A 21,041-nucleotide genomic window follows, 5' to 3' on the forward strand; every position below is an offset into this window, starting at 1 on the left:
AAAACGGGCTGCGAGTATAACAGAGGCTAATGTATTGCGTCAGGCGCTAAGACGAAAACGCGAAACGGCCTGCAATAAAAGATCGGATTGCTTTTGCAGCCGCTCAGAGGCATCCGAGGCGTCAGAGACCAGCAGGTCCGTCTGCCGGGAGACCTGATTCAGCGCCTGAAGCTGACGCGTCATCTGGTGAATACTGTCTCCCTGACTGAGCGTGGCGGTTGAGATCTCATTAAGCAAACTGCTTAAATTGCCCACCAGACCGGTGACCTGCTGCAAATTCTCTTCCATCAGGGTAACGGCGCGGGAGCCGTCTTCAATGCCCTGCAGCGAGCGGTTAATAAGCTCCTGAATGGTCTGCGTCGAGTGGCTGCTTTTTCTGGCCAAAAGCCCGACTTCCCGCGCGACGACGGCAAAGCCGCGACCCTGGTTTCCGGCATGGGCCGCCTCGATGGCCGCATTCAGCGCCAGGATGTTGGTCTGAAACGCCACGCTGTCGATCATCGCCACGATCCCGCGCATCTCAGAAGATCGGTCGACGATCGCCTGCATGGACGCATTCACGGTAGACATCATCTGGTCGCCGCCCACGGCGGCCTGTCGCGCCTCATCGGCCCGCGAGCTGGCGAGCCTGGCATAGCCGGTATTCCCCTCCACATGGCTTTCCAGCGACGCGATATGCGCCGTCACATCCTCAAGCTCTTTCGCCTGACGCGCTGACTGCTGATACAGCTTCTGGTTACCCTCCGCCAGGGAGCCAATATTCTCCACCATAGTGGCCGTGGCGTGGCTAACGTGGCTCACCAGCTGCTGCAGACCGTGCTGCATCGTCACAATACTGTCGCTAAGCTGCCCTATCTCCCGGTTGAAGCGCTTGACGTCCGGCGGCGTGCCGGAGAGATCCCCTGCCGCCAGCCGGTTAATATGCGCAATCAACCGACGCAGCGGCGTAATCACCCATCTGGACATGCCGAACCAGACGGCAACCGCGATGGCGAGCAGCAGCACCGGCGCAAACAGGAACAACGTTTGCAGGCCGGAGAGCTGCGCCATTAGGCTCTGGCGCCCCTGCATGGCCTGCTTCTCGCTTGCCTGCTGATAGCGCGCATAGTTGTCGTTAAAATCAGACTGAAACGCCTGAGCCGGTACGGCAAAAAAAGCGTCGATCGTGTTGGTTTTGAGAAGCCCTTCAGCCTGCTCCTCGATCGCGCCGTAGAAAAGCTGATAGCTGTTCACCAGGGCATCGTCTTTCGGCGGATTGAGCGCCAGCCAGGCCTTCCACGCCTGCTGAGAAACCGTCAGCGCCTTTTGCGCATCGTCCATCAGGCTATGCCAGCTTCCGTCGGAACCGGTCTCTTTATCCTGCATAAACCAGACGCCGGACCGGTTAAGCAGATCGCTTGCCGCCAGCAGGGAAACGCGGGCCAGATCCAGCTTGCTCTGCTGCTGCCAGGCCAGCAGGTTTTGCTGCTCGTTACGCTGGGCGTCGTTCAGGGAGGCGTTAAGCAGGAATGACGAGGAGAGCTGCAGCGCGGAAAAAAGGCCAATAATGCAAAAGATACCCGTCAGCAGGCCAAAGTGACGAGGGGTGAGACGCTGCGCAATACGGCGAAAAATTTGCGTTAGGTTCATAATCATCTTCATTAACAATGCGTTAGACGCGTGCGAGTCTACGAAATGAAAATGACAGAACCATTGCAGAGAAATGACAACGGCCCTCGTGATGAGGGCCGAAGAAATTACACGCGATCCTTCCACACCGTCTGCACGTTGCAGAACTCGTGCAGCCCAAAGTGGGAAAGCTCGCGGCCAAAGCCGCTTTTCTTCACGCCGCCGAAGGCCACGCGCGCGTCGCTGGCGCTAAAACCGTTGATAAACACGCCGCCGCACTCCAGTTCGCGGGAGAATTTATCCGCCAGCGCTGCGTCAGCGGTGAATACGGTGGCGGACAGGCCAAAGTCGCTGTCGTTGGCAAGCGTCAGTGCGTGCTCCGCGTCTTTCGCAACGGTAATGGCCGCGACCGGACCAAACAGCTCCTGGCGGAACGCCGTCATCGACGGGGTGACGTTCGTCAGTACGGTTGGCGCGTAGTAATTGCCCTCTCCGCCGATCTTCTCTCCGCCCAGCAGCAGCGTTGCCCCTTCGGCCAGCGTGGCCTGCACCTGCTGATGCAGTTCGTCGCGCAGGTCAAAACGCGCCATCGGGCCAATAAAGTGCTCTTCCCGATCCGGTGCGCCCAGCTTCAGCGCAGAAACGGCCTCGACAAAACGTTGGGTAAAGGCCTCTGCGATACCCTCCTCGACGATAAAACGTTTCGCCGCCGCGCACACCTGCCCGGTATTCTGGTAGCGACCCGCCACAGCCGCCTTCACGGCAAGATCCAGATCGGCATCGTTGAGAACGATAAACGGGTCGGAGCCGCCCAGCTCGAGAACGCATTTTTTCAGCGCGGCCCCTGCCTGCGCGCCAATGGCCGCACCGGCACGCACGCTGCCGGTGACGGTCACGGCTGCAATACGGCGATCGTTAATCGCCTGGCTTACGCCGTCATTGGTGGCGTTCACCCAGCCGAATACGCCTTCAGGGAAACCGGCATCCGCAAAGATCTGCCCAATAAGTTCCGCAGAACCGAGCACGTTTGGCGCGTGTTTGAGCAGATAGCTGTTTCCCGCCAGCAGGATTGGCACCGCGCCGCGCAGCACCTGCCAGAGCGGGAAGTTCCACGGCATCACCGCGAGAATCGGCCCCAGCGGACGGTATTCAATCACCGCGTTATGGTTTTCCACCAGCGTAGGCTCCGCACGCAGCATTGCCGGGCCGTGCTCGGCATACCAGTCGCACAGACCGGCGGATTTTGCCACTTCCGCCCGCGCCTGCAGGATGGGTTTTCCCATTTCACGGGAGATCGTCTGCGCCATCTCTTCCGCGCGGTTTCGCAGCGCGGCGCCGAGATCGCGCAGCTTCTGCGCCCGGTGGGAAACGCTTTCGCGACGCCACTGGCGATACCCCGCGTCGGCCTGAGAAATGGCGCGTTCAACCTCTTCCGGGGTCGCCCACGGATACGCGGCGAGGGTTTCACCCGTTGCCGGGTTAACAGAGAGGGCATGTGTAGCAGATGAATATTTCATGATGTTCTCCACGCATTTCGGTTGATTCATTGTGGCTCACTCTGCTATTTCTTAAAAATGAATAATACTAACCACCTTATTCACGAAACGAGAATGCTATGGACTTAACCCAGCTTGAAATGTTTAACGCCGTCGCGCAGACGGGCAGCATCACCCAGGCGGCGCAGAAGGTGCATCGCGTACCGTCCAACCTGACGACCCGCATCCGCCAGCTGGAGGCCGATCTTGGCGTTGAGCTGTTTATTCGTGAGAACCAGCGTTTACGCTTATCCCCCGCCGGGCATAACTTCCTGCGCTACAGCATGCAGATCCTCGCCCTGGTGGATGAAGCGCGCATGGTCGTCGCGGGTGATGAGCCGCAGGGGTTATTTGCCCTCGGCGCGCTGGAAAGCACCGCCGCGGTGCGCATTCCGGAAACGCTGGCGCAGTTTAACCAGCGCTACCCGCGCATCCAGTTTGCCCTTTCTACCGGGCCTTCCGGGACAATGATTGATGGCGTATTGGAGGGAACCCTAAGCGCCGCCTTTGTCGACGGGCCCCTGTCGCACCCGGAGCTGGAGGGCATGCCGGTCTACAGGGAAGAGATGATGCTGGTTACGCCTGCCGGGCATGCGGAGGTGACGCGAGCCACGCAGGTCAGCGGCAGCGAGGTTTATGCCTTTCGCGCGAACTGCTCGTACCGTCGACACCTTGAAAGCTGGTTTCATGCGGACAGGGCCACGCCCGGTCGCATTCATGAGATGGAGTCCTACCACGGCATGCTCGCCTGCGTCATTGCGGGCGCGGGCATCGCGCTGATGCCGCGCTCAATGCTGGAGAGTATGCCGGGACATCATCAGGTTGAAGCCTGGCCGCTGGCGGAAAACTGGCGCTGGCTTACAACCTGGCTGGTGTGGCGACGCGGGGCGATGACCCGCCAGCTGGAAGCCTTTATAGCGCTGCTAAACGAACGTCTTCAACCAGCGCCTTCTCCATAAACAGGCTGAGCGGATCGTCTGCGTACGGGGCAAACGCCGGACGCAAATCGTACCCGCACTGCTCATACAGACGAACCGCGGCGCGCTGTTTGATGCCCGTCTCCAGCCTTACCGTGTGGCAATGACGGCTCAGGGCTTCATCTTCCAGGGCGGCCAGCAGCGTCTCACCGAGATGCTGCCCGCGATGGGCCGGATCGATATAGACCCGCTTCATCTCCCCCGTTCCGTCACCGTTGAGAACGATGGCTCCGCAGCCCACGGCCTGCAGCTGCTGGTCGCGAATGACCATCAGGATAAGTGAGGCTTCCGGCAGCGCAGCGAGGTCGAGCAGATGGTTGCTTTCGGCGGGATAGAGCTCGCTCTGATAGCGGTCAAGCGCCGCGATCAGGTTGAGAATGTCCGGATGACGTGCAGATTCAGAGGTAATGGAATACATGGCAGGCTCCTTGCTGTTTTTATATCAACATAGCGCAGGCCTGCCGGGGTGCTACATAGTATTAACTTATAGCGCGTCGCTCAGCTAGCGCAGGAAGATTCGCCCTTTCAGATACAGGGTCGCCTGGCCGCCAATCAGCACGCGGTCGCCCTTCTGCTCGCAGCGCAGATCCCCGCCACGGTACGACACCTGGCGGGCATTGAGTGACGTTTTGCCCAGCTTTTCGCTCCAGTACGGGATCAGCATGCTGTGGGCGGATCCGGTAACCGGATCTTCCGGCACCCCTTCGCCAGGGCAGAAGAAGCGGCTGACGAAGTCATATTCTTCTCCCGGCGCCGTCACGCAGACCATTTTATCCAGCGGAAGCATGGCCCCAATATCCGGCGTTAGCGCTTCCACCTGCTGCTGGCTCTCCAGCACCACCATGTAATCCCGTCCGACGCGCACCTCTTTTGCCGCGGTGATGCCCAGCGCGCTAAACAGCACCTCGGGAGGATTCTCCACAACCTCCGTCGACCACGCGGGGAAGTTCAGCGTCAGCCAGTCGCCGCTGCGTTTAACCGTCAGTTCACCCACGAAGCGGGTGGTGAAGGTGATTTCGGTATGCGGATAATCAAGGTATTCGAATATGACGTGTGATGCGGCAAGCGTGGCGTGACCGCAGAGGTTAATTTCATCCAGCGTGGTAAACCAGCGCAGCTCAAACCCACCGTCGGTGCGCACGAAAAAGGCGGTCTCAGACTGGTTATGCTGCTGCGCCATTTTGAGCAGCGTCTCGTCCGGCAGCCACTCTTCCAGAGGACATACCGCTGCGGCGTTGCCGCCAAAAGTTTTGTCGCTGAAGGCATCCACCAGATAAAAATCAATTTCCTGCATTGTCTTACCGCCTTTTTTATTGTGTTGTTCTTTTATATTCAACGAAAACAGCATTCCCGGCTACCGCTTTTATAAGGTAAATATTGAGATCTGCATCACATAATGGTTGAGTTTTCGCCGTGCGACGTTTTAAGATCGTCTCCTCTTCTTTTCAGCAACGAATCTTCGACATCCCTATGACAACGAACACAGTTTCCCGCAGGGTTGCGTGGCTACGCGTGGTCACGCTGGCCATTGCCGCGTTTATTTTTAACACCACAGAATTTGTTCCGGTTGGGCTGTTGTCTGACATCGCTGAAAGTTTCCAGATGGAAACGGCTCAGGTGGGCATTATGTTGACCATCTACGCCTGGGTAGTGGCGCTGATGTCCTTGCCGTTTATGCTGCTGACCAGCCAGATGGAGCGGCGCAGGCTGTTGATCGGCCTGTTTGCCTTATTCATCGTCAGCCATGTTCTGTCATTTATGGCGTGGAGTTTTACGGTGCTGGTCATTAGCCGCATCGGCATTGCCTTTGCCCATGCGGTGTTCTGGTCGATCACCGCGTCGCTGGCGATACGCCTGGCACCGGCGGGAAAACGCGCGCAGGCGCTGAGCCTGATTGCCACCGGTACCGCACTGGCGATGGTGCTGGGTCTGCCGATTGGCCGCATCGTGGGACAATACTTCGGCTGGCGTACGACTTTCTTCGCCATTGGTATGGGGGCGCTGGTTACGCTGGTGTGCCTGATTAAACTGCTGCCCGCGCTGCCGAGCGAACATTCCGGCTCGCTAAAAAGCCTGCCGCTGCTGATGCGTCGCCCGGCGCTGCTGAGTATTTACCTGCTTACCGCTATTGTTGTGACGGCCCATTACACGGCGTATAGCTACATTGAACCGTTTGTACAGGTGGTGGCGGGGTTTAGCGCCAACTTTGCTACCGTTTTACTGTTGATCCTCGGCGGCGCCGGCATTATTGGCAGCGTGCTGTTCGGTAAGCTGGGTAACCGACATGCCTCGACGCTGGTGAGCAGCGCTATCGGTCTGCTGCTGGCCTGCCTGCTGCTGCTGATGCCTGCCGCAGGCAGTGAGAGCCATCTGGCGATCCTCAGCCTGTTCTGGGGCGTGGCGATCATGATTATTGGTCTGGGCATGCAGGTGAAAGTTCTGGCCCTGGCGCCGGATGCAACGGACGTCGCAATGTCGCTGTTCTCCGGGATTTTCAATCTGGGGATTGGCGCGGGCGCGCTGGTGGGAAATCAGGTAATTCTTCACGTATCGATGTCCGCGATTGGCTATCTGGGTGCCATTCCGGCTCTGGTGGCGCTTGTCTGGTCGGTGCTCATCTTCCGTAAATGGCCGGTGGCGCTGGAGGAACAGGGTCAGCACGGGTGAGATTTGTTGGTGCCGGGTGGCGCTGCGCTTACCCGGCCTACAAGCCCATAATAACGTAGGCCGGGTAAGGCGTAGCCGCCACCCGGCAATCGCATCAGTGATAGGTCTTAATAATTTCCAGCACGCCGTTAATAATAAACTGCACGCCCATACAGACCAGTAAGAAGCCCATCAGGCGGGAAATCGCCTCGATACCGCCCTTGCCTACCCAGCGCATAATGGCGCCGGAGCTGCGCAGCGACGCCCACACGATAATCCCGATAATCGCAAAAATCAGCGGTGGCGCAACCGTCAGCACCCAGTCCGGGAAGGTTGCGCTGTCGCGCACCGTTGATGCGGAGCTGATGATCATCGCGATGGTACCCGGCCCCGCCGTGCTCGGCATGGCAATCGGTACAAAGGCGATATTCGCACTCGGTTCGGTTTCCAGCTCTTCCGATTTACTGGCCGCTTCCGGCGACTCATGCGCTTTTTGCGCCGGGAACAGCATGCGGAAACCGATAAAGGCCACAATCAGCCCCCCGGCGATACGCAGGCCAGGGATGGAAATCCCGAAGGTATTCATCACCACCTGTCCGGCATAGTAAGCCACCATCATGATGGCAAACACATACACCGAGGCCATCATCGACTGATGGTTGCGCTCGGCGCTGTTCATGTTCCCTGCCAGCCCGAGGAACAGCGCCACCGTCGTTAACGGGTTAGCCAACGGCAGCAAGACCACCAGCCCAAGGCTGATTGCTTTTATTAAATCCAACATAGTGCGTTGTTGTCCTTATCCATATTCAACACAGCAATTATAGGGTGAAAGTGTGGCATTGAGCCATGGGCGCAACGTAACGATTATTTTCCACCTGGAATGATAACTGACGGTTATCTATATGATTTGAAAGGACTCAAAAAAAGTTCATGAAACGTTTTAGCAATTCGTGGCATCGGCTGATTCATTCAGTTGACTTATACTTGCCTGAGCAATAATATCTGCCGTGACTAACTACTTGCCAGGGCAACCATTGTGAAAAGCACCAGTGATATCTTTAACGACGTTGTTCCGCTGGGTCGTCTTATTCATATGGTAAATCAGAAAAAAGATCGCCTGCTCAATGACTACCTGTCACCGCTGGATATCACCGCAACACAGTTCAAAGTGCTGTGTTCCATTCGCTGCGAAGTGTGTATCACACCGGTTGAGCTGAAAAAGGTGCTCTCTGTCGATCTGGGCGCGTTAACCCGCATGCTCGATCGTCTCGTCTGCAAAGGATGGATAGAACGAAGCCCTAACCCGAATGACAAACGCGGCGTACTGGTGAAGCTGACCAGCGACGGTGCGGCCATGTGCGAGCAATGTCATCAATTAGTAGGACAAACACTGCATCAGGAACTAACAAAAAACTTAACGGCAGATGAAGTGGCAACCCTTGAGCTTTTGCTTAAGAAAATACTGCCGTAAACAGAAAAAGAGGTATGACGATGTCCAGACGCAATACTGACGCTATCACCATTCATAGCATTTTGGACTGGATCGAAGATAACCTGGAATCGCCGCTCTCCCTTGAAAAAGTGTCAGAGCGTTCAGGTTACTCCAAATGGCACCTGCAACGGATGTTCAAAAAAGAGACCGGTCATTCATTAGGTCAATATATTCGCAGCCGCAAGCTGACGGAAATTGCCCAGAAACTGAAAGAAAGCAATGAGCCGATCCTTTATCTGGCGGAGCGTTACGGATTTGAATCGCAACAAACCCTGACGCGTACGTTCAAGAACTATTTTGACGTGCCGCCTCATAAGTATCGAATCACCAGCGTGCCGGGCGAATCCCGATACCTGTATCCGTTAAAACACTGTAGTTAATCATCGCCTGTAACAGACGTAACCGAGGAAATCATGAAAGTTACCGCCTCCGCCGCCCTCGCCTTGCTGGTGCTGTTCTCCAGCCAGACCTTCGCGGAGCAAACCCCTCGTGCAACGCAGCAAAATAATCCTGATACGATGATTTTGCCGTCAGCACATGACCAGTCGCCTTATGATTTCAACCATATGGGTGCTGGTAGCGACAAATCCGACGAATTAGGCGTGCCTTATTATAATCAGCACGGCCTCTGATTCGTTTTTGCCCCGCAGACGCGGGGCTTTTTTTTATGCCTTTCTTACCCGCGTCGCCCGACGCACGCGCAGGCCAAAGACGTTAATGTACAGCCCGGCCATGATCAGCACGGCGCCAAACAGCTGCAGCGCGCTCAGCGTTTCACCCAGTAAGAGTGCCGCACTGGCAAGCCCCACCACCGGCACCAGCAGGGATAACGGTGCGACGCGCCAGGTTTCATAACGGCCCAGCAGCGATCCCCAGATCCCGTAGCCCACAATGGTGGCGACAAAGGCCAGATAGACCAGAGAAAGGATCGTGGTCAGGTCGATCTCGACCAGGCTGTTGAGCATGACGGCCGGGCCATCCAGAATCCACGCCGCAACCATAAACGGTAAGACGGGGATCAGTGCGCTCCAGACCACCAGGGACATCACCTGCGGGCGCGCCTCGTGCTGCATAATTAGCTTGTTGAAAATGTTCCCGCAGGCCCAGCTCAGCCCCGCCGCCAGCGTCAGCATAAAGCCCAGCAGCGCCACGTGCTGGCCATTCAGGCTGGCCTCTATCAGCACCAGTACGCCAAACACCGCCAGCGTGATCCCAGCCAGCTGTTTGCCCTGCAGGCGCTCGCCAAACACAAATGCCCCGAGAATAATGGTAAAGAACGCCTGCGCCTGTAGGACCAGCGAGGCCAGGCCTGCCGGCATACCGAACTTAATGGCGCAGAAGAGAAACGCGAACTGGCCGAAGCTAATGGTCAGACCGTAGCCCAGCAGCAGCTTTAACGGGATCTTCGGAGGGGCGACAAAGAAGATGGCCGGGAACGCAACCAGCAGAAAACGTAAGCCAGCCAGCATCAGCGGCGGCATGTTGTGCAGCCCCAGCTTGATGACCACAAAATTGAGCCCCCATACTACGACCACCAGCAACGCCAGCAGCCCGTCTTTACGCGTCATACCCTGCCCCTGAATTATTAATAATTTGTTAACACTTCAAGGTACCAGAAAAAAGTGCGCCACGAGAAGATCATTAATTCTGGCAGGCAGCTGAAGCACTTAGGGATAAATCGGGTGCTATACAAGCCCCTTATGTCATGGTAATCCTGTTAACACACATCTAATAAAAGCATAAGCAACTGTCGGGCAGAATATGAAACCATCTCTCAGGCGCTCAACCGCAGCGCTGCTGGCATCGTCATTGTTATTAACCATTGGTCGAGGGGCAACGCTGCCGTTTATGACCATTTATCTCACGCGCGTCTATAGCATGAGCGTCGAGAATATTGGTTATGCCCTGACGATTGCGCTCACTATCGGCGTGGTGTTCAGCCTGGGATTTGGCATTCTTGCCGATAAGTTTGATAAAAAACGCTACATGCTGATCGCCATCGTGGCCTTTATCGCCGGATTTGTCGCGATCCCGCTGGTCGATAACGTCACGCTGGTGGTGCTGTTCTTTGCGCTGATCAACTGCGCCTATTCCGTCTTTTCGACGGTGCTGAAGGCCTGGTTCTCCGACGTGCTCACCACGAGCCAAAAAGCGCGCGTCTTCTCGCTGAACTATAGCTTCCTGAACATTGGCTGGACCATCGGACCGCCGATTGGCACCCTGCTGGTGATGTACAGCCTGCAGCTGCCGTTCTGGCTGGCGGCCTTCTGCGCCGCCCTGCCGCTTGGATTCATCCATTTCTTTGTGCAGAAAAGCGTTGCGCTGGATACCGCCGAAGAGAAGATGCCCTGGCAGCCGTCGGTATTGCTGAAAGACCGCGCGCTGTTCTGGTACACGCTGTCAGGCCTGCTCGCGTCATACGTCGGCGGATCGTTCGCGACCTGCATTTCGCAATATGTTCTGGCCGCGCATGCCGACAGTGATTTCGCCGAAAAGGTGGTCGCCGTGGTATTACCCGTCAACGCCGCCGTGGTGGTGACGCTGCAATATGCGCTGGGCCGTAAGATCTCTGCCAGCAATATTCGCCCGCTGATGACCCTCGCCACCCTGTTTTTTATCGTGGGGCTGGGGGGCTTTATGCTCTCCGGAGAAAACCTGGTTTACTGGGGCATCGCTGCCGCCATCTTTACCCTGGGTGAGATTATCTATGCGCCGGGCGAATACATGCTGATCGACAACATTGCCCCGCCGGGGATGAAGGCAAGCTATTTCTCCGCGCAGGCGCTGGGCTGGCTCGGCGCGGCGGCAAACCCGATGATCACCGGTATTATCCTGACCAACCTGCCGCACTGGTCGCTATTTGTCATCATGATGGTCGCCATCGTCATTGCGTGGCTGATGATTTTGCGCGGCATGAGCGTGAAAGCGTGGTGCGAAGCGCCCAAAGTCGCGTAACCATGTAGGCCGGGTAAGGCGTAGCCGACACCCGGCAAAAGCAAAGGCCTAGTGGTGCAACATCTCCTCCACCACCTGCTCTTTATACATCTCATTCGGATAATAGGTCGGCCAGTTATCCATCTCTTTCAGCAGCGCCTCGTGAGAGGTGTTGCCCATAAAAATATGGAAGTGAGAAGAGGCCTTCGGCGCGATGGTGTGGTCGCTGAACTGCACAAACTTCGGCGCCTTGCTGCTGGCGTCCTTACACTCAAACAGGTAGCGAACGCCTTTTTTGCCCGATGCGTAGGTCAGTATTTTGTAGCCGCTGTAATCGTAATGACAGCGGCTGACCGCGTTGGCCTTATGAAATTCCATCACGTTATTTTCGATGCCGATGGCATCCACGTCCGTCGCATAACCCTTACGGTAGTAAGCTTTCACCTCGTCAAAGGTTTTGCTTTTGTCTTTCTGCGCTTTCTGCTTAAAGACCGGATCCAGCGAGCCGTCCAGCAGGAACGGATAGACCGACTGCCAGGTCCCGTCCCAGTCAGACAGCGCTCTGTCCTTCACGTCCTTATCCTCAAACACGCCGCTCGCCGCTTTCTGTTCCGCTTCGGTCATCTGATGGCCGTGCGAGTGTGCAAAAAGCTGACCGCTGACCAGCAGCGCCCCCAGAGTCATAGCAAATTTTCCAATATGTGCAGCCAACATAACATCCTCATTCCGTTTGATAAGAACGCGAATGTTATATTATAACATTTCAAATGGCAACCAGCCCGCGAACGCCCTCCTGCTCCATGTTTTCACCCCGTCCGCGCTGAATAATCGCACCGCGCGACATCAGCAGGTAGCTGTCGGCCAGCTCGGCGGCAAAGTCGTAAAACTGCTCGACCAGCAGGATCGCCATATCCCCCCGGTCCGCCAGGGTGCGGATCACCTGGCCAATCTCTTTAATCACCGACGGCTGTATGCCTTCAGTGGGTTCGTCCAGAATCAGCAGCTGCGGACGGCTCGCCAGCGCGCGACCAATCGCCAGCTGCTGCTGCTGCCCACCGGAGAGGTCGCCCCCGCGCCGGTGCTTCATCTCTTTAAGCACCGGGAACAGCTGCCAGATCTCTTCCGGCACCTGCTTCGCCTCGCGGGCGGAAAATCGCGACAGCCCCAGCAGAAGATTCTCTTCCACGGTCAGGCGCGGGAAAATCTCGCGGCCCTGCGGGACGTACGCCACGCCAGACTGCACCCGCTGGTGCGGCTTGCTGTTAGTGATCTTTTTACCCTGCCAGATGACTTCCCCGGTTTTCGCCGGGATCAGCCCCATCAGACACTTCAGCAGCGTGGTTTTCCCGACGCCGTTGCGCCCCAGCAGGCAGGTGACTTCGCCGGTGACGGCCTCAAAGCTCACGCTGCGCAGGATATGGCTTCCGCCGTAATACTGATTCAGTTCATTGACCTGTAGCATCATCGCTCCTTAACGTCCCAGATAGACCTCAATCACCTGCTCATTGGCCTGCACCTCACGAAGCGAACCTTCCGCCAGCACGCGCCCCTGATGCAGCACCGTCACATGGTCGGCAATGGTTTCAACAAAACCCATATCGTGCTCCACCACCATCAGGGAGTGCTTACCTGCCAGCGTTTTGAACAGCTCGGCGGTGTATTCCGTTTCCGCGTCGGTCATCCCGGCGGCCGGTTCATCCAGCAGCAGCAGGTGCGGGTCCTGCACCAGAAGCATCCCGATTTCCAGAAACTGCTTTTGCCCGTGCGAAAGCAGCCCGGCGCGGCGGTTCCGCTCGCTGCTAAGGCGCAGCAAAACCAGCATCTCATCAATGCGGTCGCGCTGTTCACCGTTGAGCGTAGCCCGCAGGCTCGCCCAGACGGATTTATCGGTTTTCATGGCGATCTCCAGGTTTTCCCACACCGTCAGCGCTTCAAAAACGGTGGGTTTCTGGAATTTACGCCCGATCCCCTGGCGGGCTATGGCCGCAGGCTCCAGCGCGGTCAGGTCGATGGACTGATCGTAAATCGCCCTGCCGCTCTTTGGCCGCGTTTTGCCGGTGATGACGTCCATCAGCGTGGTTTTACCGGCTCCGTTAGGGCCAATCACGCAGCGCAGCTCGCCCACGCCGATATTCAGCGAGAGATCGGTCAGTGCCTGAAATCCATCAAAATTGACGTTAATCGCCTCAAGCTGAAGCACCGGGTCGGTCTGTTCACGGTAATGATCGCCGGGCAACTGGCGGGTGAATAACCCTTCGGCTGGCTGCATTATTTATCTCCCTTTCGAAACAGACCGTAGACGCCGCGCGGTAAAAACAGCGTGACGGCGATAAAAATCAACCCCAGGAATAGCTGCCAGTATTCCGGCATCGCGACGGTGAAGAAGCTCTTTGCTCCGTTCACCAGCGCCGCGCCAATCACCGGCCCGACCAGCGTGCCGCGACCGCCCAGCGCCACCCAGATCGCCGCTTCAATCGAGTTCGTTGGTGACATTTCGCCAGGGTTGATAATGCCCACCTGCGGGACGTACAGCGCCCCCGCCAGGCCGCACAGCACGGCAGAGAGCGTCCATACCAGCAGCTTAAAGCCGCGCGGATCGTAGCCGCAAAACGTCAGGCGGTTTTCGGCGTCGCGAACGGCGGTCAGGATGCGGCCAAACTTGCTCTTCGCCAGCGCAAATCCGGTGCCTAACGCCAGAATCAGCAACAGCACGGTCGCCAGAAACAGCGCGATACGGGTGGTCGTTTCCGTCACCGAAAACCCGAGCAGCGTGGTGAAGCCGGTAAAACCGTTATTGCCGCCAAAACCGGTTTCGTTGCGAAAGAACAGCAACATCCCGGCATAGGTCAGCGCCTGGGTCATAATCGAGAAATAGACCCCTTTGATCTTTGAGCGGAAGGCGAACCAGCCAAACACCAGAGCCAGCAGGCCCGGCACCATCACAATCAGCACCAGCGCCCAGGCAAAATGCTGGGTTCCCCACCAGAACCACGGCAGCTCGCTCCAGGAGAGAAACGACATAAACGCAGGAAGACCGTCACCCGCGGCCTGGCGCATCAGGTACATCCCCATTGCATAGCCGCCCAGCGCGAAGAAGATGCCGTGCCCAAGCGACAGCATCCCGGCATAGCCCCAAACCAGATCCAGCGCCACCGCAACGATGGCATAGCAGAGGATCTTGCCAATCAGCGTCAGCATCCAGGTCGACAGCGCCAGCGGATGCGTCGCGGGCAGTAAGGCGAAAAACGGTAATATCAGCAGACACACCACCAGCAGGCTGCCTGCAAGTTGCGTTGTGCGCGGCGCTTTGCGCGCCAGCGTTAAGGTCAACGGCTGGCTCATCAGTCAATCACCCTCCCTTTCAGCGCAAACAGCCCCTGGGGGCGTTTCTGAATAAACAGCACGATCGCCACCAGAATCACGATCTTGCCCAGCACCGCGCCCATCTGCGGTTCAAGAATTTTATTGAAAATACCCAGACCAAAGGCCGCGGCGACGCTGCCTGCCAGCTGGCCTACGCCACCAAGAACGACCACCAGGAAAGAGTCAATGATATAGCCCTGGCCCAGCTCCGGCCCGACGTTACCGAGCTGCGATAGCGCTACGCCGCCTAACCCGGCAATCCCCGAGCCAAGCCCAAACGCCAGCATATCGACGCGACCTGTCGGTACCCCGCAGCAGGCGGCCATGCTGCGGTTCTGCGTCACCGCCCGCACGTTGAGCCCCAGACGGGTTTTATTCAGAATGAGCCAGGTAAAGAACAGCACCAGCAGCACGAAGCCCAGCACCACGATGCGGTTCCACGGCAGCGTGAGGTTGGCAAAAACCTGCACCCCGCCGGAGAGCCATGCCGGGTTGGCAACCTCCAGGTTCTGGGCGCCAAACGTCATGCGCACCAGCTGGATAATCATCAGGCTGATCCCCCACGTAGCCAGCAGCGTTTCCAGCGGACGGCCGTACAAATGGCGGATCACGGTGCGCTCCAGCACCATCCCAATACCCGCCGTCAGGCAGAACGCGACCGGCAGCGCGATAACGGGATAGAGCGCCAGCCACTGGGGCGCAAGCCCGGCCATCGCCTGCTGCACCATCCACGTGGCATACGCGCCCAGCATCAGCATCTCGCCGTGCGCCATATTAATGACGCCCAGCAGGCCGTAGGTAATGGCAAGCCCCAGCGCCGCCAGCAGCAGAACCGACCCCAGGGACAGCCCCATAAACGCCTGGCCCAGCAGATCGCCCCACATTAGTCGATGCTGGACCTGGCTAAGACTCTCCTGCGCGGCGGCGCGCACCCCGGGATCCGGCTCTGTCTGTGCCTGAGTAAACGGGGTAAGTCTGGACTCCACGTCCGGGTCGTCAGACTGCCCTAATAATTCGACGGCCTTGCGGCGCACCTCAGCCTGCGGGCTGGCCAGCTGGAGATTTGCCACCGCCAGTAAAAGCGCCTGACGTGCCACCGCGTCCGTTTCATCGTTTACCCGCTTTTCCAGAAAAGCGAGCATATCGGGCTGGGCATCCCGCTGAAGCTGACGTGCCGCTGCTCGCCTTTCGGTGACGCTGTCACTTACCAGCTGATGCGTTGCGATGGCCGTGGCGGCCAGCACGCGCAGCCGGTTGGTCAGACGAACGGCTTTGGTTGCCCCTTCGGCCGCCTGAGCATCACCGAGCGACACCAGTTGACCATTGCGCTGCGCAAAAGCGTGCTTTTGGCTGTCGGTATACAGATTTTCCTTTTGCAGCGCCTGCAGCAGCGGCAACCTTGCCGCATCCGGCGACGCGGCCCACTGCGTCAGCAGTTCCGCCTGCTGGCTGCGGCTGGCGGCAACAAAACGATCGGCATCCGATGCCTGCGCCATCCCTGGCAGCAGTCCGGTAAGCCATACAAGCGCGACAAGCATGCGTATGAGGTTCATGGCTTTCTCCCTGCGGTGATGGCTCAGTTACTGGCGGTTTTCATCGGCTGGTCGGGTTTTTTATCATTCCCGGCAATGAACGGGCTCCACGGCTGGGCGCGTACCGGCTGCTCCGTCTGCCACACCACGTTAAACTGGCCGTTGCCTTCGATTTCGCCGATCATGACCGGCTTATGCAGATGGTGGTTGGTGGCGTCCATGGTGAGCGTAAAGCCAGACGGCGCCTTAAAGGACTGGCCGGCCATTGCCGCACGCACTTTATCCACGTCGGTAGTGCCCGCTTTTTCCACCGCCTGCGCCCACATATGGATACCCACGTAGGTGGCCTCCATCGGATCGTTGGTCACCACGGTATCGGCGTTCGGCAGCTTATGCGCTTTGGCATAGGCTCTGTAATCCGCCACGAAGGCCTGGTTGGTCGGGTTATCGACGGATTCAAAGTAGTTCCACGCGGCCAGGTTGCCGACCAGCGGTTTGGTGTCGATCCCGCGCAGCTCTTCTTCGCCCACGGAGAACGCGACTACCGGCACGTCCGTCGCCTTCAGCCCCTGGTTAGCCAGCTCTTTGTAGAACGGTACGTTGGAATCCCCGTTGATGGTCGACACCACGGCGGTTTTGCCGCCTGCGGAGAATTTCTTGATGTTGGCGACGATGGTCTGGTAGTCGCTATGGCCAAACGGGGTATAAACCTCTTCGATGTCCTTATCCTCTACCCCTTTCGAATGCAGGAACGCGCGCAGGATCTTGTTGGTGGTGCGCGGGTAGACGTAGTCCGTGCCCAGCAGGAAGAAGCGCTTCGCCGCGCCGCCGTCTTCGCTCATCAGGTATTCCACCGCCGGAATGGCCTGCTGGTTCGGCGCCGCGCCGGTATAGAAGACGTTCGGCGACATCTCTTCGCCTTCGTACTGCACCGGGTAGAACAGCAGGCCGTTCAGCTCCTCGAAGACCGGCAGTACGGATTTGCGCGAAACCGACGTCCAGCAGCCGAACACTACCGCCACTTTATCCTGACTCAAGAGCTGACGCGCTTTTTCGGCAAACAGCGGCCAGTTGGAGGCCGGATCCACCACCACCGGCTCCAGCTTCTTGCCCAGCACGCCGCCTTTGGCGTTGATCTCGTCGATGGTCATCAGCGCGACGTCCTTCAGCGGGGTTTCGGAGATCGCCATGGTGCCGGAAAGAGAGTGCATGATCCCCACTTTGATGGTGTCGGCCGCCTGCACGCCAAAACTCATTCCCATCGCCGCAACGGACGCGGATAACGCAAAGGCTTTTAATAAGGTACGACGCTGCATATTTTCACTCCTGAAAAAGAACGCTGTGCGAAAGCGTCCGTTACGGCATGGACGCGGAAAAAATGTCTCAGCGAAGCAGGAGCAAAAAGGATGCCAGAATGGAGGAAGCGCTATTTCAGGAAGTGGAACGCAGGATGTAAAGAGAACGTCTCAGAATGGCACAGCGCTGCACTTTTATAATGCAGCGCTGAGGAGGAGGTTTTACCAGACTTCGCTGGCGATCTGCGTGACCAGACGGACTTTGTCCCACTGCTGGGTTTCGCTCAGGCTGTTGCCCTCTTCGGTAGAGGCAAAGCCGCACTGCGGGCTAAGGCAAATTTGCTCTTTTGCCACGTATTTCGCCGCCTCTTCCAGACGGGCTTTAACACCCTCCGGGTTCTCCAGCTCGCCGTTTTTCGTGGTAATCAGGCCCAGCACCACCTGCTGCTTGCCCGGGCGAACAAAGCGCAATGGCGCGAAATCGCCGCTGCGGTCGTTATCATATTCAAGGAAGAACGCGTCAACGTTGACCGTCCCGAACAGCACTTCCGCCACCGGCTCATAGCCGCCTTCGGAAATCCAGGTTGAACGGAAGTTACCGCGACAGACGTGCAGCCCGATGGTCAGATCGTCCGGCTTGCCTTCCAGGGCCTTGTTCAGGACGCGGGCATAGATGCGCGCCAGCTCGTCGGCATCATCGCCGCGCTCGCGGATCTGACGACGCTGATCGTCCGAACAGAGGTAGGCCCAGACGGTGTCATCCAGCTGCAGGTACCGGCAGCCCGCGTCGTAGAATGCGCGGATGGCGTCGCGCCAGGTGGTCGCCAGATCGTCAAAATAAACGTTCATGTCCGGATACACAGTGGCGTCAATATCTTTACGACCTCCGCGGAAATGCAGCACGCTCGGGCTGGGAATGGTCATTTTCGGCTGAGCATTGCCGCTGATGCTTTTCAGATAGCGAAAATCTTCCAGCATCGGATGGTCGCCGAAGCCCAGCTTGCCGGTCACGCGCACGCCGTGGGCTTTGGTTTGTACTCCGTTGAACTGTATGCCCTGCTGTGAATCGTAACGCTCAACGCCCTGCAGACCGTCGAAGAAGTCGAAGTGCCACCAGGCGCGGCGGAACTCGCCGTCGGTGACCACATGCAGCCCGCACGCGCACTGCTGCTCAACGACGTGGCGAATGGCGTCATCCTCTACCGCGCGAAGCTGTCCGGCATCAATTTCACCGCTGGCAAACTTCTGGCGCGCCTGCTTGATGGCATCCGGTCGTAAAAAACTGCCGACTACATCGGCGCGGTACGGGGCGTGGTGTCGTTGCATGAAAATCTCCTCGGTCTGCCGACGGTAATTGCCAGCAGTGATAATTCATCATTTGAAGTTTTAGACTTCTGGATGTCTAAATGTCCAAAAACAATGTCATACCTGTAGTATTCCGGCAAACGAGAAAATTTCACGGGTGTTGAAAAAAATTCATGTTCACAGGGCGGCGGCGGTTTCGCTGCTGGCAAAGGCGAACTTTTCATCTTCCCAGCCGGTGATGCCCCCGAGCATGATTTTGACCGGCAGCCCGAGACGCGCCAGCTTCAGCGCGGCTCTGTCCGCGCCGTTGCAGTGCGGTCCTGCGCAGTAGACAATGAACAGCGTGCCTTCGGGCCATTGGGCCATGCGCTCGGCGGTCATCTGGCTCCGCGGCAGGTGCAATGCGCCGGGCACGTGACGGCGGGCAAACTGCTCCGGGCTTCCCACCACGTGCAGCAGCACGAAATCCTGCTCATTATTGGCGATGGCGTGATGCACATCGGCACAGTCGGTCTCGACGCTCAGGCGACGCAGAAAATGGGTAACGGCTTCCTGCGGCTCGGCAGCTGGAAATTCAGTAACATAGCTCATGATCCTTCCTCATCTTTGGCGTTTGTGTTAACACTACTCTATCCACAAATTCAGCCCGTGAATGCGTTCGCTTATGCCAGAAAACAGCAAAAAGATGACAAACTTAAGACAAATTCCCCGCCCGAAAGTGGTCGTTCTGGCGTATGACGGTCTGTGTACCTTTGAGTTTGGCGTAGCGGTGGAAATCTTCGGCCTGCCGCGCCCCGAGCTTGGGGACGAATGGTATCGTTTTGCGGTGGCGGGCGTTGACAGCGGTGAACTCCGGGCGACGGGCGGGATCCGCATCATTACCGACGGGGATATCACCCTGCTAGAGTCTGCCGACCTGATCGTTGTTCCGGGCTGGCGGGGAATGGACTCACCGGTTCCGGACGCGCTTTGCGGCGCATTGCGTCAGGCCAGCGCGCGCGGGTGTCAGCTGCTCTCTATCTGCTCGGGCGTTTTTGTGCTGGCCGCCTCGGGGCTGCTGAGCGGACGTAAAGCCACGACGCACTGGCGCTACCTTGACGCGCTAAAAGCCCGTTACCCTGACATCGACGTGGTTGAGGATGTGCTCTACCAGGACGAGGGCGATATACTGACCTCCGCGGGCAGCGCGGCGGGCATCGATCTCTGCCTGCACGTTGTGCGTCGGGATTATGGCATGGAAACCGCCAACAGCGTGGCGCGTCGGCTGGTCATTCCCCCTCACAGGGATGGTTCTCAGCCGCAGCAGCTGAGCCGCCCGGTGGCGCAGCTGCGGGAAAGCCAGCGTCTCGGCCAGCTGTTTGATTTTCTGCATACGCATCTCATCGAGGCGCACAGCGTCGACTCGCTGGCGCGTCGGGTCGGTATGAGCCAGCGTACTTTCCTTCGTCGCTTCGAGGCAGCAACGGGAACGACGCCCGCACGCTGGTTGATCAATGAGCGCCTGCTGAGAGCAAAAGATTACCTGGAAAGCAGCCGGTTAAGTATCGACAGCATTGCTGAACAGACCGGGTTTGGTCAGGCGTCGACACTGCGCCATCATTTTCGCCAGCAGTTCGCGCTTTCCCCGGCCCAGTATCGCAAACAATTTTCACGTCCTGGTACGGCCCGCTAATGGTTGAGGGTTCGCCACTAAATAATGCCTGCACGGACGACCCCCTCTCCACTATCGGCTGACGCCATAAACCCACCGAGATATCCGGCGCAAAAAAAAACCGCCAAAAATGGCGGTAAATGCTTGCATGGATAGATTTGTATTTTGGTCTCTACGTCCCGACACTCCATGGCCGGGCTGCGGATCCCTTACAACCTAACACCTGTTGCCTTAACGAACGCTAAACAACCTTATTAACCTGCATGGGTATTGATTTGTAAATAACGCATAAGGCCCTGCTCAGCGCTCTGTCTGGCGTCGTCATTAATGGCTTCAAGATAAAAGGAGCGTGCGACACCATAAGGTGCTTTTTCAGAGGGATACACCGCGAACTGGAATGTTTTTCCTCTTGCCTGATGAGTGCAATCTAATTCCCAACGCAGATCGTTCACTTTTTTGCTAGCGCAGTCAACGCCACCATAATCGCTGGTTAAATAGGAACCGACGCGAATCTCTGCAGACTGAATATATTCTGGTTCGTCATTAGCTGCATAACGAACCCCGGCAACGCCCCCAACAGCAATCGCCAGAAGCGCAAGCGCTATTATTTTTTTCATTTATAAATGACCTATTCCTTAGCCCAAGACAACTATTATATAAGATTTATCCTTAATATGAATATCCATTGTGGACAAGAAATGGG

The 21,041-nt window shown here is 57.5% G+C and carries 22 protein-coding genes; 7 read left to right on the forward strand and 15 right to left on the reverse strand.

All coding sequences use genetic code 11. The annotated features are described in order from the left end of the window. Positions 1 to 39: 39 nt before the first annotated feature. Together AB8846_RS04020 and sad are read right to left on the reverse strand one after the other, a co-directional pair. A complete protein-coding gene (locus tag AB8846_RS04020) occupies positions 40 to 1,629 on the reverse strand; it encodes a methyl-accepting chemotaxis protein (protein ID WP_370732113.1) in 1,590 nt (529 codons plus the stop codon). Positions 1,630 to 1,736: 107 nt separating this feature from the next. Beyond that, positions 1,737 to 3,125, reverse strand: a complete 1,389-nt coding sequence (gene sad, locus AB8846_RS04025; RefSeq protein ID WP_370732114.1) for a succinate-semialdehyde dehydrogenase — start codon at positions 3,123 to 3,125, stop codon at positions 1,737 to 1,739. 98 nt (positions 3,126 to 3,223) lie between these two features. Here sad and AB8846_RS04030 point away from each other — a divergent pair, with 98 nt between their 5' ends. After that, the gene (locus AB8846_RS04030; protein WP_370732115.1) at positions 3,224 to 4,102 is read left to right on the forward strand and encodes a LysR substrate-binding domain-containing protein; all 879 of its coding nucleotides are present in this window, start codon (positions 3,224 to 3,226) and stop codon (positions 4,100 to 4,102) included. On the opposite strand, the gene AB8846_RS04035 is transcribed toward AB8846_RS04030, so the two are convergent. Then, entirely contained in the window at positions 4,056 to 4,538 is a 483-nt protein-coding gene (locus AB8846_RS04035; RefSeq protein WP_370732116.1) for a GNAT family N-acetyltransferase, read from the reverse strand. The genes AB8846_RS04030 and AB8846_RS04035 overlap by 47 nt on opposite strands. 84 nt (positions 4,539 to 4,622) lie before the next feature. After that, a complete protein-coding gene (locus AB8846_RS04040) occupies positions 4,623 to 5,414 on the reverse strand; it encodes a PhzF family phenazine biosynthesis protein (RefSeq protein ID WP_331412291.1) in 792 nt (263 codons plus the stop codon). A 176-nt stretch (positions 5,415 to 5,590) separates the two neighbouring features. Here AB8846_RS04040 and AB8846_RS04045 point away from each other — a divergent pair, with 176 nt between their 5' ends. Next, positions 5,591 to 6,787, forward strand: coding sequence for a sugar transporter (locus AB8846_RS04045; protein ID WP_370732117.1), 1,197 nt, complete (start codon positions 5,591 to 5,593; stop codon positions 6,785 to 6,787). A gap of 94 nt (positions 6,788 to 6,881) precedes the next feature. Here the strand turns inward: AB8846_RS04045 and AB8846_RS04050 are convergent, their stop codons facing one another. Next, positions 6,882 to 7,547, reverse strand: coding sequence for a MarC family NAAT transporter (locus tag AB8846_RS04050; protein ID WP_047647729.1), 666 nt, complete (start codon positions 7,545 to 7,547; stop codon positions 6,882 to 6,884). Positions 7,548 to 7,802: 255 nt separating this feature from the next. Here AB8846_RS04050 and marR point away from each other — a divergent pair, with 255 nt between their 5' ends. Genes marR through marB form a run of 3 tightly spaced genes read left to right on the forward strand, consistent with a single transcriptional unit; the run spans position 7,803 to position 8,890 of the window. Beyond that, complete coding sequence (gene marR / locus AB8846_RS04055) at positions 7,803 to 8,237, forward strand: multiple antibiotic resistance transcriptional regulator MarR (protein ID WP_008502236.1); 435 nt, start codon at positions 7,803 to 7,805, stop codon at positions 8,235 to 8,237. Positions 8,238 to 8,257: 20 nt separating this feature from the next. Continuing rightward, complete coding sequence (gene marA, locus AB8846_RS04060) at positions 8,258 to 8,638, forward strand: MDR efflux pump AcrAB transcriptional activator MarA (protein ID WP_008502237.1); 381 nt, start codon at positions 8,258 to 8,260, stop codon at positions 8,636 to 8,638. 33 nt (positions 8,639 to 8,671) lie between these two features. Beyond that, positions 8,672 to 8,890 (forward strand): multiple antibiotic resistance protein MarB, encoded by a 219-nt coding sequence (marB, locus tag AB8846_RS04065; RefSeq protein WP_029741246.1) that lies wholly within the window; start codon positions 8,672 to 8,674, stop codon positions 8,888 to 8,890. Positions 8,891 to 8,923: 33 nt separating this feature from the next. Here marB and eamA read toward each other — a convergent pair whose 3' ends face one another. Beyond that, complete coding sequence (gene eamA / locus AB8846_RS04070; protein WP_370732118.1) at positions 8,924 to 9,826, reverse strand: O-acetylserine/cysteine exporter; 903 nt, start codon at positions 9,824 to 9,826, stop codon at positions 8,924 to 8,926. A 193-nt stretch (positions 9,827 to 10,019) separates the two neighbouring features. On the opposite strand from eamA, the gene ydeE reads away from it, so the two are divergent. Further along, entirely contained in the window at positions 10,020 to 11,213 is a 1,194-nt protein-coding gene (ydeE, locus tag AB8846_RS04075; RefSeq protein WP_213327508.1) for an efflux MFS transporter YdeE, read from the forward strand. Between the two features lie 48 nt (positions 11,214 to 11,261). On the opposite strand, the gene zinT is transcribed toward ydeE, so the two are convergent. The 8 genes from zinT to AB8846_RS04115 all read right to left on the reverse strand — a co-directional run bounded on the left by zinT (position 11,262) and on the right by AB8846_RS04115 (position 19,278). Beyond that, positions 11,262 to 11,903 (reverse strand): metal-binding protein ZinT, encoded by a 642-nt coding sequence (gene zinT, locus AB8846_RS04080; RefSeq protein ID WP_370732132.1) that lies wholly within the window; start codon positions 11,901 to 11,903, stop codon positions 11,262 to 11,264. 52 nt (positions 11,904 to 11,955) lie between these two features. After that, entirely contained in the window at positions 11,956 to 12,654 is a 699-nt protein-coding gene (gene urtE / locus AB8846_RS04085; RefSeq protein ID WP_370732133.1) for an urea ABC transporter ATP-binding subunit UrtE, read from the reverse strand. A 9-nt stretch (positions 12,655 to 12,663) separates the two neighbouring features. Next, positions 12,664 to 13,461 (reverse strand): urea ABC transporter ATP-binding protein UrtD, encoded by a 798-nt coding sequence (gene urtD, locus AB8846_RS04090; RefSeq protein ID WP_370732119.1) that lies wholly within the window; start codon positions 13,459 to 13,461, stop codon positions 12,664 to 12,666. Next, positions 13,461 to 14,534: an urea ABC transporter permease subunit UrtC gene (gene urtC / locus AB8846_RS04095; protein WP_063441508.1), complete on the reverse strand. Its 1,074-nt coding sequence runs from the start codon at positions 14,532 to 14,534 to the stop codon at positions 13,461 to 13,463. The genes urtD and urtC overlap by 1 nt, the downstream gene beginning before the upstream one ends. Continuing rightward, positions 14,534 to 16,108 carry an urea ABC transporter permease subunit UrtB gene (gene urtB, locus AB8846_RS04100; RefSeq protein WP_370732120.1) on the reverse strand — a complete coding sequence of 525 codons (1,575 nt, stop codon included), beginning with the start codon at positions 16,106 to 16,108 and terminating at the stop codon, positions 14,534 to 14,536. Before urtB ends, urtC begins: the two co-directional genes overlap by 1 nt. Before the next feature lie 23 nt (positions 16,109 to 16,131). Next, positions 16,132 to 17,403 (reverse strand): urea ABC transporter substrate-binding protein, encoded by a 1,272-nt coding sequence (gene urtA, locus AB8846_RS04105; RefSeq protein WP_331412298.1) that lies wholly within the window; start codon positions 17,401 to 17,403, stop codon positions 16,132 to 16,134. 201 nt (positions 17,404 to 17,604) lie between these two features. After that, entirely contained in the window at positions 17,605 to 18,708 is a 1,104-nt protein-coding gene (locus tag AB8846_RS04110) for a cobalamin-independent methionine synthase II family protein (protein WP_370732121.1), read from the reverse strand. 156 nt (positions 18,709 to 18,864) lie between these two features. Continuing rightward, entirely contained in the window at positions 18,865 to 19,278 is a 414-nt protein-coding gene (locus tag AB8846_RS04115) for a rhodanese-like domain-containing protein (protein ID WP_370732122.1), read from the reverse strand. 73 nt (positions 19,279 to 19,351) lie between these two features. On the opposite strand from AB8846_RS04115, the gene ftrA reads away from it, so the two are divergent. Continuing rightward, positions 19,352 to 20,359: a transcriptional regulator FtrA gene (gene ftrA, locus AB8846_RS04120; RefSeq protein ID WP_370732123.1), complete on the forward strand. Its 1,008-nt coding sequence runs from the start codon at positions 19,352 to 19,354 to the stop codon at positions 20,357 to 20,359. A 233-nt stretch (positions 20,360 to 20,592) separates the two neighbouring features. Here the strand turns inward: ftrA and AB8846_RS04125 are convergent, their stop codons facing one another. Further along, positions 20,593 to 20,955, reverse strand: a complete 363-nt coding sequence (locus AB8846_RS04125) for a hypothetical protein (protein WP_370732124.1) — start codon at positions 20,953 to 20,955, stop codon at positions 20,593 to 20,595. Positions 20,956 to 21,041: the final 86 nt, after the last annotated feature.

The organism is Enterobacter sp. KB-221C9 (assembly GCF_041320715.1).
Taxonomy (GTDB): domain Bacteria; phylum Pseudomonadota; class Gammaproteobacteria; order Enterobacterales; family Enterobacteriaceae; genus Enterobacter; species Enterobacter asburiae_D.